Raw genomic sequence first — 12,127 nt, 5'->3', positions numbered from 1 at the left:
GGATCAGAAGCCGCGTTCGATCCTGGAATAGACCATCTCGGTGAAGGTCGACAGATGCGCGCCGATGAAGGAGCCGGAGACGGCAACGACCAGGAGAATGACGATAATCTTCGGAACGAAGGTCAGCGTCACCTCCTGGATCTGGGTCAGCGCCTGGATCAGCGCGATGACGGTGCCGACCAGCATGGCTGCGCCGACTGCCGGCCCGGAGGCGACGATGATGGTCCAGATCGCCGCCTGGACGATATCGAGGGCGTCCCGCTCGTTCATGACTGGCTGATCGTGAGCCCCGGTCCGACCGCGACCTTCGTGTCGTCCTGAAGGGTCGCGATGGAGCCGTCGCTGTTGATGGAGACCGAGACGACCTTGCCGCTGAAGGTGGCGCCGGTCGAATCGGTGAAGCTGACCGTCTTCCCGATCAACCCGTTGGCCTGCGACAAGGACTGCGAGGACAGCAGCGCGTCCAGCTTCGAATTCGTCTGCATCGCCTGCTCGACGGTCGAGAGCTGGGCGAACTGGCTCATATATTGCGAGGTATCCATTGGATTCGTCGGATCCTGATTCTTCATCTCGGCAATGAGGAGCTGGAGAAACGAGTTGTAGTCCACGCTGTTGCTCGACGTCGGCGAGTTGGTCGCGTTTGAGCTGGACGACTTGCCGGTCGTGTCGGTCGCGCTGTTGACGTTCATCTTGTCTCTCCGCTGTCAGGCAGCTTCGACTGGGGAAACATTGGCGGCGCCAGCCAGGATGGCCTGCTCCACCGGAAACAGCGCCCGAATCCGCTTGAGCGCCTCGAAATAGCGGGTCGCCCCGACCAGCTCGTGGATCGCGCCGAGCCCGTCGAGCATCTCGCGGCCCTCGCAAACGGCACACAGGGCCGCGTAATGCTGCGCGTAGAGCGCGGCGGCGTCGCCGACGTCGGTCGGGTTCATCAGCATGAGTTGGACAATGAAATAGAGCTGTCGCAGCGCCGTGGTGGCGTCGGACGCCTGCATGACCTGCCCTTCGAGCAGGAACATCACGTCGTTGACGAGCTCGACGGAGACCTTGCGGTCGACGCGGAGCACCGCGCCGTTGATGTAGATCCGTTCGCCCGCGCGCAAGGAGATCTTCATTAAAGCGCGTCTCGGATCAGGCGGTTGATTTCGATGAGCTGCACCACGTCGCTCGACCGCTGCTCGCGGAGGCGGTCGGCTTCCTTGACCACCCACAGCCCGATCGAGATGATGTCGGCGCGCAGCTTGTCCGGCAGCCCGTTCTCGGGGTGCGCGAGATCCTCGATGAAGATCGTCCACAGCCGCCGCACATAGAGCAGGCTCTCGACCTGGTCCTCGAGGCTGAAACGCCCCTTCTGGATCCGCTCGAGCCGGTCGATGCCGAGGCTGAGCGCCTGCCGCTCGCGGCTGCGCGCCTCATAGCCACTTTCGTCGACGACCGCTTCATAGGCTTCAAACGTCATCAGGACCACTCTTCGCAGGAGACCGAACAACTGGACAAAGGTTACGAGCCCCTATTCAGAGATAATTGATGAGGCTGATTTTCTGGAGCTGCGAAGTGAGCGCCAGCGCCGTCTGGATCTGTGTCTGCAGCGTGTTGACCCGGACCGAGGCTTCGGTCGGGTCGACCTTCTCCATGCCGACGATCTGATTGTTCAGGATGTCCTGCTGCGTCTTGAGCTTGGTGGTTGCTGTGGTGATCCGCTGCTGGACCGTGCCGACGCTGCCGCCGAGCGCAGCGAGGTCGTTGATGGCGTTGCCGACGAGCCCGATGGCCTTGTCCACCACGACCTGGAACGTCTCCTGGCTCAGCTTCACGTTTCCGAGGTCGGCCATCATGGTGTAGGCCTCGGCGAGCTTGCGGAAGCCGGTCTGGTTGGCGCTCACGGACGTATCGGCGATCTCGGTGGTGGAGATCCGGCTTTGCATGGTCTGGTCGGTCGCCGACGACCAGTTGGTGTTCCAGGCCGGGCTGGCAAACTCGGCATCGAAGGTGGTGTCGAGGAAGGTCTGCATCTGGGCCGGCGTGATGGTGGCGACGCTGACTGAGGATTGCGAGAAGCCGAAGGCCGCGAGAAAATCCGCATCGACCTGGTTCTTGCTGGCCGAGCCCGCGGCGTAAGGCGTGATCGGCGCGTTCTGCGTGTTGATGCCCGAGAACAGATAGGAGCCGTTATAGGAGACGTTCAGGGCGCCGATCAGATCCTGGAGATTGGAGGATGCAGGCGGCAGGATGACCCGCCCGCCGCCGTCGGTGCTGCGGGCCGCGATCAGGTCCTTGAGGAAATCCGTCGCGGTCTTGCTGAGCTGGGTGATCCGGTTCTGCGTCACGTCCAGGCGCCCCGAGACGAGGCCGTTGGTGTCGACGAGCTGATCGGCGAAGCTGAAGTCCGCCCGCAGCGTGAGGTCGCTGCCCGTCGTGGCACCGAGCTCGAGGCCGATATCGGCGAAGCGGCCGGTGGTCGCCTCGGTCGAGGCCTTGCTCAGCGCCGCCTGGTTGTTCGTGATCGAATACCTCAACGAGGAGGACAACATCAGGGTGGAAATGTAGTTCGCGCTCATCATGACTTAGTTCCCTACGGCAGCGAGCAGGCTCTGCAGCATTTCATCGACGGTCGAGATGATCTTCGACGAGGCCGAATAGGTGCGCTCGACCTGGAGCATCAAGGCCATCTCGTCGTCCATGTTGACGCCGTTGACGTTGGACAACGCCGTGATGCTGCGGTTGAGCAGCGTGCTCTGGTACTCGGAGTTGTCGTTGGCGGCCTTGCGCTGGTTTTCGATCCAGCTCGCCGAGGACGATGCGAAGTCGATCAGGCTGCTGCTCGGCTTGCCTTGCGTCGTTGCATCGAACGGCTGCGAGGCATCCATGCCGCCGATGAGCTGCTGCAGCCGGGTCGAATAGCCGCCGTTGCCGGCGGTGTTGTATTGATAGGCGGGGTTGCCGCTGATCGCGCCGTCGCGCAGCAGATTCGGGTTGCCGCCCAGGGCCGGATCGACCGATGCGGCGACCGAGATCGTGCCGGCGAGGCCTACGGAGACGGTTGCGCTCGCCGGCATCGCCGGCGCACCCGGATAGGTGAAGAGACCGGGAACGTCGGGCAGCGCCGCGGCGGTCTGATCGCTTTCCCTGAACGTATTGATCAGGCCGCGCGCGATTTCGTCGAGCTGGCTCTGATAGGTGACGGTGTCCTGGTCGCGCAGCTGAGCCAGCCCCGCGAGCTTGCCCGACTTCAGCGGCATCACCGAATTGGTCCCGGTCACGGGGACGCCGTCGATGTAGACGGCATTGCCCGTGGTGCCGGCGGTGTAGGCGGTCGTCGGCGCAAAGCTCACCGTCCGCGCCGTCTTGTCGAACAGCACGACGCCGCTGTCGGCGTAGAGCGCCGCGTCGCCGTTGGGGCGGATCGACATGGTGACGCCGACCTCCTGCGACATCTGCGAGACGATGCTGTCGCGCTGGTCGAGGTAGTCGGTGATGTCGTCGCCGGAGATCGTGCCCTTCACGATCGCCGTGTTCACGGTCTCGAACTGGAAGAGCAGCTGGTTGATGTTCTGAACCGACGTCTTCATGTCGGCATCGGCGCTCTCGCGGACCGACTGCACGGTCCGGGTCGCCTGGTTGAGCGCGGTCGCCATGTCCTTGGCGGACGCGACGGCCGCCTGTGCCAGCGTGGTGTTGTCCGGGGCGTTGGCATATTTCTGCAATGCCTGCTTCAGCGCATTGAGCTGCGCCGTCGGCGACTGGTCGAGCTCCGGATCGTCCACCGTCGCGGTGGCGATCTTCTGCAGGCCGTCATAGATCGCGGTTTGCTTGGCGGACGACGAGGTCGCGATCAGGACGTTGTTGTAGAGGCCCGAGCTGGCGGCGCGCTGGATCGCCGCGACATAGACGCCGGTGCCGGGCAGATTGTCCAGCACGGTGAGCTTGCGCGAATAGCCGGTGGCGCTGGCACCGGCGATGTTGCGCGAGATGACCGACGACTGGATGCTCGACGCCATGAGCGAGGAGCGAGCCGAGTTGAGAGCGGCGGTAAGCGACATGGCGTGCTCTTGCCCGAAACGAGCGCCGAAGAATTCAGCGCTTCAGGTTGACGACGACGTCCAGCAGATCCGCGCCGGTCTGGAACGATTTCGAGTTCGCCGTGAAGCCGCGCTGGGCTTCGATCATCGAGGTCAGTTCGTCCGCGAGATCGACGTTGGAATCTTCCAGCGCGCCGGATTTGACGGTGCCGAGACCGCCCTGGCCGGCGAGGCCAACCTGCACGTTTCCGGACTCCAGGTTCGGCGAATAGACGTTGCCGACTTCGGGCGTCAGATGGTCCGGGCTCGGCACCGTGGCGAGCGCGATCTGGAAGCTCGGTAGCGTGGTGCCGTTCTTGAGGACGGCGGTTACGATGCCCTTGTCGTCGATGTTCACCTTCTCCACGGCGGACGGAGCGTTGCCATCGACCGTCGCCTTGAAGTCGAAGGCAGCAGCGACCTGGGTCATGGCCGACATATCGATATTGAAGGCGGCGGAACCGCCCGGGATCGCGACCGAGAGCGCCGTCGGGCTCGCCGCGGCCAATTTGCCCTTGCCGGTCGCGGTGACGTCGAAGGTGAACGTGGTTGCGGGGCCTGGCGTCGTCAACGCAGTGGCGCCGTTGTAGACCTGGATATCCCAGGTATTGGCGCCCGTCTTGGCAGCATAGACGTCGAGCGTCACGGCATTGCCGATATTATCGTAGGTCACCATCGACGTCTTCGACGTGTAGTTGGCGGGCCCTGCCGGCGCTGCGATCGCGGTTGCGCTCGGATCGAGATTGGCGGCCACGGTCGCCTTGGTGGACGGCGCGGCCTGCAGCGCCATCTGGTTGACGTTGATGACCTGAAGGCCGCCGAAACCGTTGGCGGCGACGTTGGGGACGGCGCCGTTCGCGATGTTGTACCCCATCAGCTGGAAGCCGGCTGTGTTGACGAGGTTGCCGGTTTCGTCGGGCACGAACGCGCCCGCACGGGTGAGGAAGTTGTTTCCGTTCGCGTCCTGCACGACGAAGAATCCGTTGCCCTGGACCGCAAGATCCGTCGTCGATGTCGTGAAGTGATAGTTGCCGGCGTCGGAGATGGCATAACGGACGGTGGTTTCGACCGCGCCGGAATCATAATTGCCGGAGCCGCTCTTCAGGATCAGCGAGGAGAACTCCGTCGAAGCCCGCTTGTAGCCCGTCGTGTTGACGTTGGCGATGTTGTCCGAGACCGTCGACAGCTTGTTGGACTGCGCGTTCATCCCGGAAACGCCGGTGCGCATAACACCATACAGGCTCATGAATTGGACTCCTTGGTCAGGTTGCAGCTACAATGCGGGGTCTTGCTTGCGCGGGGCTGATGATTGGGCGCGATGCACAACTTCATGTTGTCAGGTCGTTTTCGGCTGACAGAAGGAGCGAGCCTTGTCGGTCCATGCGCCGAAGCCGCTCGAGACGAGGTGCGCGACGATGTGACAGACGTAGCGCTTCTGCGCCGGCTGATTGTTGGGACCTGCGTTGTAGCGGGCGACGGCCATGGTCCAGCTGCCTTCGCGCTGCTTCAACTCCTTGAGGAAGCGCGCGGCGTATTGGACGTTCCTGGCGGGATCGAACATCGCCTGCACCGAAGCGAACTTGTCGCCGTGGTAATAGTGATTGATCTGCATGCATCCGAGGTCGATCAATTTGATCCCCTTGCTGCGCATGGTCTCGAAATTCGCGATTGCATCATCCATGTCCTTGGCGAACACGGTCTGGCCGTCGGCACCGAGAGCATAGGGATGGAGCGCGCCGCGCCGTCCGGTCTCGGTGAGCCCGACCGCATAGAGAATGCCGAGCGGAATCCCGTGCTGCTGCGCCGCGCGCGCCATCTCGCGCTCGCAGGGGCGCGCAGTTTCGGCGGCCACCTGGGCCGCGCTCGAACTAGAGATAAACAGGGCCGCGACGGTGCTGCGGCGCCACGTCCTGATCATGACGCGTCTCCTGGCTGAACGGGCGCTCCTGGCGGGCCTGCTTCGCGCCGCCGTCGGACTGCCCCGACGACGTGCCCCCACCGCCGAACGCGTCTTGCGACTGCGGCGAGGATTGTTGCTGGCCCGAGAGCTGCGGCTGCGACGGGCCGGAGCCGCTCTGAAATCCATCCAGCGAGCCGTGCTGGACCGGCGCGACATCCGCGACATAGCCCGCCGACTGCATGAGATCGCGGATCTGGTCGCGCTGCTGGTCAAGCATCTGGCTCGTGTCCTTGCGCTCGGCCGCGAGCTGGACGGACACTTCGGTGCCGACGAGGCGCAGGCGCACCGTGACGTTGCCGAGCGCGGGCGGTTCGAGATTGACGGTCAGGATCCTGAGCGGCTGATCCGGTGCGTTGGTCTGGGCTGCCGCGAGATCGGGCGCCGCGGATGCCGCCGCGGCCGACGGCTCCTTCAGCTCGGCCACGACTGCGTTGGCGACCTGCTGCGGGGCGTTGAACTGCGCCGGCGGCAGATGGGTTTCCTGCTGGACCACGGTGACCTTGGTCGTCTCGGGCAGCGCCGCACGCGCCGAAGCCTTGGCAGCGCGCTCGACATCGGCCGTAACAGCCTCGAAGCCAGGTGATGCCGGCATTGCACTCGAAGACTCCGCACCTTGCGTCGGTGTCGGCTGCGACTCGGCCATCGCTTGCGACGTCGCGGCCTGCGAGCGTGCGCCGGCTTGGGCAGCACCGGATGGGACGGTATCGGCGGTCACCGCCTTCACGGCGCTTGGCGCCTCGTGCTTCGCCGAGGGGGGCCGCTCGTCGCGCGCGGGCGCGTCCTTGTCTGCGGACGGCAATTGCATCTGCGGCTTCGCAGCAGGCGCGGCAGCGATCTCCTGGCCGACCATGACAGCGATGCCGGATTGGTCCTGGCGATCCGTCCCGGCGACATCATCGACCGGACGTGGTTTCTCCGCCAGCTTGTCGGACTTGGTGTCGGAGGCCTCGTCCATGGACTTTGGATGTGCGGTGGCCGCGACGCGTTCGCGCAGCGTCGCCTCCTTCGGCTTCTCCTGCTCGGTCGGATGGATCAGGCGCGTGCGCAACGTTCCGGTCTTCGCGGCCGTCTCGCTGCCATCTTCGCCCAGTGCCTGCTTGGCGAGGTTCGAGACGGTGTGGAGCAGATCGTTGAACGACGAATTCGCCTGCGGTTTGGTCCCGGCGCCCTTTGCCGAGCGCGACCCGCGCATGTTGAGAGTCTCGGCAAGACCGGAGAAGAGCTGTCCGGAGGTTCCATTGAGCTTGGTCATGGACGGCGGTCCTTGGTCAGGAGTTCGAGTTCGCCGAGCTGCTTCTGCGCGCGTGCGAGCGTCGCGGTCGATGACGCCAGATCCAGCCGCGCCGGCGTTGCCGGAGGCTTGTCCGCTGCCGCGGCGGATCCGCCCGCGAAGGACTTGCGGACGTCGAGCGCGAGCTGCACCGCCGCATTGAGAAGGGGCACGTCGCGCTCGGGCAGCTTCGACCGGTCGAGCGCCTTGAGTTCGGCGAGACCGCCGTCATATTCGTCGGTGAGCACGCGCGAGGCGCCGCGGAAGAAATGCGCCCGCTCGCGTTCCGCCGATGCGTCCGCGCTAAGCGTCAATGCCCGCTCGCCCGCAAGTCGGGTGACGGCCAGCCGTCCGCGCACCATCGCCGCGCGCGCGATCACGAGATAGAGCTTGAGGCGGCTGGCGCGATCGATCTGCTCCAGCAAGGCGGAGATCCGCCCAAAGCGCCGATCGTCGAGTGCAAGGCTCGACTGCGTCAGCCCCGCGGAGAAGCGCTGCCAGAAATCGCCGGCATAGATCGAGTTGCGGTAATGGCGGATATAGGCCAGCGTCAGGAACTCGAACTTCTCGAAATCCTCCGCCTGCCCCACCAGCAGGATCTCGCGCCGCAGCGCCGCCTCCTCGACCAGCGTGCCCGGCAACAGCAGGCGCGCATCGTCCAGACGCTCGATCGCGAGCGACGCCTCGGCGCGCGCGAACAGCGCGCCCTGAACCAGCGCGACCTGTCCGCCCAGTCCTGAGGGAATGGTCCGCGGCTTGATCTCCTTGAGCAGCTCCCGCGCTTCCTCCTGACGACCCTCGACATAGGCGAGCGCACCGTTGAACAGCCGCTCGTCGACGTTCATCTTGTCGCGCGGCAGCTTGCGGACGATTTGCGGCGCACCGCCGCTGAGCAGGTAGATGACGACCGCCTGGCCGTTCTGCGGATTGCTCCACACGGCGGGATCGGCCGCGAGAAACTTCTCCCCGATCTGCCGGATCAGCGCGATATGACTGCCATGTGCAGCAGTGTCGCCGTTGGCGATGCCGTCCTGCACCGCTTGCAGCGCGCGGACGAGCTCATAGGGTTCGCCGCCCTGGGGCGCAGGCTGGGCAAGCGCATTTGCCGCCATGAAGGGCAGCAGCAGCCAAGCGGCACGGCGCAGCAGCCTGATCAAGGGCGCTTCTCCCGGATCAGGATCTCGATCCGGCGGTTCTGAGCGGCCGCCGGGTCGTTCGGAAGCTTCGGCCGCCGATCGGCGTAACCTTCGATATGCTCGATCCGCCGCACGTCGACGCCGGAGCGAACCAGCATGTAATAGGCCATCTGCGCGCGCGCGGTCGACAGTCGCCAATTGTCGTAGGTCTCCGACCGATACGGCCGATTGTCGGTATGCCCGCGGACGATGATCATGCCCTGGCGCTTCATCAGCAGCGGCCCGATCTTGTCCATCGCGCGGATCAGCTCGGGACGCGGCTCCGCCGAGCCGACCGCGAACATTCCGAAGCTTGCATCGTCGGTCAGGCTGATCAGGAGCCCCTCCTCGACCTGACGCACCTCGGCCGCCGGCCCTGCCCCTGCCTTGATGTCCGACAGCGCCTCCGCGATCGCGGACTGAAGCTGCTTGAGGGTCGGCTGCTGCGTTTGCGCCACCTCACGCGTTTCCGTCTCCTTCGCCGTATCGTTAGGACGCGCCTGCGGGGCGGCGTTGGCCTGAACGCCGGCTTGGACGCTGCCCTCGCGTGCCGACTGCGTCGGTGCGGAGCCCCGCGGTAGCAGAGGCGACAGGCTTGCGGACGAGCTCTCCGGATTCGGAGCCACGCTGCCGCCGGCATCATCGGTCCTGGTCCGGCGCGCCTGCGGCTCGCCCGGATTCGCGCCGGCTGCGCCGTCCCGCGCGGAGGCATTCGGCTTCGGCTCGTTCTCGATGAAGCGATCGGCGTCCTTGGACGCCTGCGGCGCCAGCTTCCAATAGCCGGGATCGAAGGGATCGCGATGGGCATCGCCCCCCTTGAGGCCGTCCTCTTCGGCGGAGGTCAGAGCGCCGGCGCGACGCTGGCCCGTGGACTGGTTCGCGCTGTTGGCGATCTCGGCGAGCGTCGCATAGGGATCGCGGAACAGGACCTTCTCCTCGAAGGAGGCCGGCTTCTCGGCGGTCGGAGAGTCACCACGACGTTCTTCGTTCGTGCCAGCCGGCTGGCGCTTGCCGTCCTGACCTTCGAACGAGGTCGGCTCCTTCTTGGAGAGATTCTTCAGGCCCTTCGGCGCGGGGGCATTTTCCGCGAGCTGAATCGGGTTGAAATAACTCGCGACCACCTGCTTCTGGTCCTGGTTGAGCGCGTTGAGCAGCCACATGACCAGGAAGAACGCCATCATCGCGGTCATGAAGTCCGCATAGGCGATCTTCCAGACGCCGCCGTGATGCGCCTCCTCGGCGAAGGCGCTGCGCCGGCGGACGATCACGATCTCATGCTTGACCTCCTCCATGGCGGACTACCGGCGCGCTTCCTCGAGGCGTTCGCTCCAGGCCGTGATCTGCGTCTCGATCACGGTCTGGTCGGCCACGACGCGGACCTCGAGCGTCTCGGCGGCCTCGTATGCGATGCCCGTTCGCCTGGATGCCTCGAGCTGCGTCTTCACGAGATCCAGCAGCTCGCTCGGGCCGGTGACCTTGAAGGCCGGCACCGACGAGTTGCCGGTCAGCGCCGCGATCTGCTCGACCAGCGATCCGATCGCCTTGTCGCGCACCGCATCGGTGAGGAACGGCAGCAGGATCCGCGCCACCGAGCTTGCGATGTTGGTCTCGATCTCGCGGCACGCCGCCTCGAAGCCGCTGACGATTGCGACCGCTTGCTGGTCGGACCATTTGGCCCGCTCCTCGCCGAGCCGGATCGCACTGCGGACGCGCTCCTCGGCCAGCTTGGCCTCGCCTTCCGCGAGGCCCGCGGCTTGGCCGCGCCGATAGGCATCGTCCAGCGGATTGACCGGCGGCGCTTCCGTCGCAGGCGCCGGAGACGGCGCCTGAAGCTGCGTCTGGGCCTGCGGCTGCGCTTGAGGCTGCGGATCGCGCCTCGCCTCCTTCGGCCTGGTCAGCACGTCCTGGATTTTCGGCGGCGGAGGCGGTGGCGACTTGATCCGGCCATTCGCATCGAACTGCGTCAGGAGTTTTCCGATTGCCGCGTTCATGCCGCCTCCTCGCGTCGCATCCAGTCTTTAAGGATCGCCGCCGCCTGCATCTGATCGAGCCGGACGATCTGCTCCAACCGCTTCTGCGGCGTTCGCTGCATCTTGCCTTCGAGGTCTTCGACGAGGTTGAGCTCGGCCTCCTCGCTGTCGGGCAGCGCAAGGGCCGCCGAGGCCTCGAGCTGGGCGGCCTCGGCCGCCTCTGCCTGCTCCTGCTCCGCGCGATGGGTCAGAATGCCGTTGACCGCGGGCCGCAGCCCGAACCAGACGAGCATCGAAGCCACGGCCAGGATCGTGATCGCATTGATGACGCTGCCGAGTTGCTTGTTGATCATCTCGACGAAGCTGATCGGCGGCACCGGCGCCAGCTCACGCGAACCTTCGATGAAGTCGACGGCCGTCACCTGGATCTGATCGCCGCGCGTCTTGTCCAATCCGCCCGCCGTCGCCGCGAGCTGGCTGATCTCGGCGAGCTTGCTGTCGATGATCGCCTGGTTGCTCTTGTCGCCGAGATCGGCGACCAGCCGCGCGCGGTTCACCAGCACGGCGATGAACAGCTTCTTGACCGAATAGCCGTCGCTGACCGTGGTCGTGGTCTTGGACGAGACCTCGAAATTGGTGACGTCCTCGCGGCGGGTCTTGTCCTCGCTGGAGTTCTTGCCGCCGCCCGCATTCACCTGCTGGTCCGGGAGGTTCTGCTGCACGGTGGTCGGCGACGAACGATCGGCGTTCTGCGAGGATTCCTTCTCGCGCACGGCCCGCACCGAGCGCTCGGCGCGGTTCTCGGGATCGTAGACCGTCTCGTTGATCTGCCGCTTGTCGGTGGACAGTTGCGGAGCGACGCTCACCTCGAAATTGTCGAGGCCGAGATACGGCGTCAGCGCCTTGCGGATGTTCTCCTGCACCATGCCGCTGACCGTCTTCTGCAGGCTCGCCATCTTGGTCGGCGCGGCGCTGGCCTCGTCCTCTTCGGCGAGCAGCATCGAGCCGTCGGCGTCGAGCACCGTCACCTTGTCGCGGCTCATGCCGGGAATGGCGGCGGCGACGAGATGCCGGATCGACTGCGCCGTGCGTGCCTCGATCGCGCCGTCGGTGCGCAGCACGACCGAGGCCGAAGGCGGCTGCTGCGTCGCGCGGAACGATCCGCGCACCGGCAGCACGATATGCACGCGCGCCGCCTTCACGCCCTTCATCAGCTGGACGGTGCGGGCGATCTCGCCCTCGAGCGCGCGCAGCTTGGTGACTTCCTGCATGAACGAGGTCAGCCCGAGCGAGCCGATCTTGTCGAACAGCTCGTAACCGGAATTGGCGCTGGTCGGCAGCCCCTTCTCGGCGAGCAGCATCCGCGCCTGCATGGTCTGGCTCGGACGCACCGAGACCGCATCGCCGGCGGAATTGACGTCGAAGGTGATGTTCTGCTCGCGCAGCGCCGCGCCGATGCGCGTCACGTCTTCGCGGGTGAGGCCGGTGTAGAGCGTCTCGAACTCCGGGCGGCTGAGATAATAGGCGCCGCCGACGACGGTGACGAGAACCGCAAAGCCGATCAGTCCCAAGGCCATCAGGCGTCGCGGCCCAAGCTCCAGCAGATTGTTGAGCAGTTGCTGTACCTGCGCACGACTGAGCATATGACCTCGTACCAATGCGAATGGTGAGGACACTCAGCTGCCAACCTTGTC

The 12,127-nt window shown here is 65.4% G+C and carries 13 protein-coding genes; all 13 read right to left on the bottom strand.

Annotation, left to right across the window (positions count from 1 at the left end):
* Positions 1-3: 3 nt before the first annotated feature.
* Positions 4-270, bottom strand: a complete 267-nt coding sequence (gene fliQ, locus XI05_RS05550; protein ID WP_025034323.1) for a flagellar biosynthesis protein FliQ — start codon at positions 268-270, stop codon at positions 4-6.
* Complete coding sequence (gene flgD / locus XI05_RS05545; RefSeq protein WP_271499506.1) at positions 267-689, bottom strand: flagellar hook assembly protein FlgD; 423 nt, start codon at positions 687-689, stop codon at positions 267-269. The genes fliQ and flgD overlap by 4 nt, the downstream gene beginning before the upstream one ends.
* 15 nt (positions 690-704) lie before the next feature.
* A complete protein-coding gene (gene flbT / locus XI05_RS05540) occupies positions 705-1,115 on the bottom strand; it encodes a flagellar biosynthesis repressor FlbT (RefSeq protein WP_271499502.1) in 411 nt (136 codons plus the stop codon).
* Entirely contained in the window at positions 1,115-1,459 is a 345-nt protein-coding gene (flaF, locus tag XI05_RS05535; RefSeq protein ID WP_172786944.1) for a flagellar biosynthesis regulator FlaF, read from the bottom strand. Before flaF ends, flbT begins: the two co-directional genes overlap by 1 nt.
* A 55-nt stretch (positions 1,460-1,514) precedes the next feature.
* On the bottom strand, positions 1,515-2,561 hold the full coding sequence (locus XI05_RS05530; protein WP_271499500.1) for a flagellar hook-associated family protein: 1,047 nt from the start codon (positions 2,559-2,561) through the stop codon (positions 1,515-1,517).
* A gap of 3 nt (positions 2,562-2,564) precedes the next feature.
* Positions 2,565-4,040 carry a flagellar hook-associated protein FlgK gene (flgK, locus tag XI05_RS05525; RefSeq protein ID WP_271499497.1) on the bottom strand — a complete coding sequence of 492 codons (1,476 nt, stop codon included), beginning with the start codon at positions 4,038-4,040 and terminating at the stop codon, positions 2,565-2,567.
* 34 nt (positions 4,041-4,074) lie between these two features.
* Positions 4,075-5,304, bottom strand: a complete 1,230-nt coding sequence (locus XI05_RS05520) for a flagellar hook protein FlgE (RefSeq protein WP_212254441.1) — start codon at positions 5,302-5,304, stop codon at positions 4,075-4,077.
* Between the two features lie 90 nt (positions 5,305-5,394).
* Complete coding sequence (locus XI05_RS05515) at positions 5,395-5,976, bottom strand: transglycosylase SLT domain-containing protein (protein WP_271499494.1); 582 nt, start codon at positions 5,974-5,976, stop codon at positions 5,395-5,397.
* The gene (locus tag XI05_RS05510; protein WP_271499492.1) at positions 5,927-7,270 is read right to left on the bottom strand and encodes a flagellar hook-length control protein FliK; all 1,344 of its coding nucleotides are present in this window, start codon (positions 7,268-7,270) and stop codon (positions 5,927-5,929) included. Before XI05_RS05510 ends, XI05_RS05515 begins: the two co-directional genes overlap by 50 nt.
* Positions 7,267-8,445, bottom strand: coding sequence for a chemotaxis protein (locus XI05_RS05505; RefSeq protein WP_271499490.1), 1,179 nt, complete (start codon positions 8,443-8,445; stop codon positions 7,267-7,269). Before XI05_RS05505 ends, XI05_RS05510 begins: the two co-directional genes overlap by 4 nt.
* Positions 8,442-9,755 carry a MotB family protein gene (locus XI05_RS05500; protein WP_271499488.1) on the bottom strand — a complete coding sequence of 438 codons (1,314 nt, stop codon included), beginning with the start codon at positions 9,753-9,755 and terminating at the stop codon, positions 8,442-8,444. The genes XI05_RS05505 and XI05_RS05500 overlap by 4 nt, the downstream gene beginning before the upstream one ends.
* A 6-nt stretch (positions 9,756-9,761) precedes the next feature.
* Positions 9,762-10,454, bottom strand: a complete 693-nt coding sequence (locus XI05_RS05495; RefSeq protein ID WP_271499485.1) for a hypothetical protein — start codon at positions 10,452-10,454, stop codon at positions 9,762-9,764.
* Positions 10,451-12,076 (bottom strand): flagellar basal-body MS-ring/collar protein FliF, encoded by a 1,626-nt coding sequence (gene fliF / locus XI05_RS05490; protein WP_271499482.1) that lies wholly within the window; start codon positions 12,074-12,076, stop codon positions 10,451-10,453. Before fliF ends, XI05_RS05495 begins: the two co-directional genes overlap by 4 nt.
* Positions 12,077-12,127 lie beyond the last annotated feature (51 nt).

It is taken from the genome of Bradyrhizobium sp. CCBAU 11357 (assembly GCF_028128865.1).
Taxonomy (GTDB): domain Bacteria; phylum Pseudomonadota; class Alphaproteobacteria; order Rhizobiales; family Xanthobacteraceae; genus Bradyrhizobium.
Note: the sequence above shows the minus strand (reverse complement) of the source record. Positions and strands in the feature narration are given on the sequence as shown.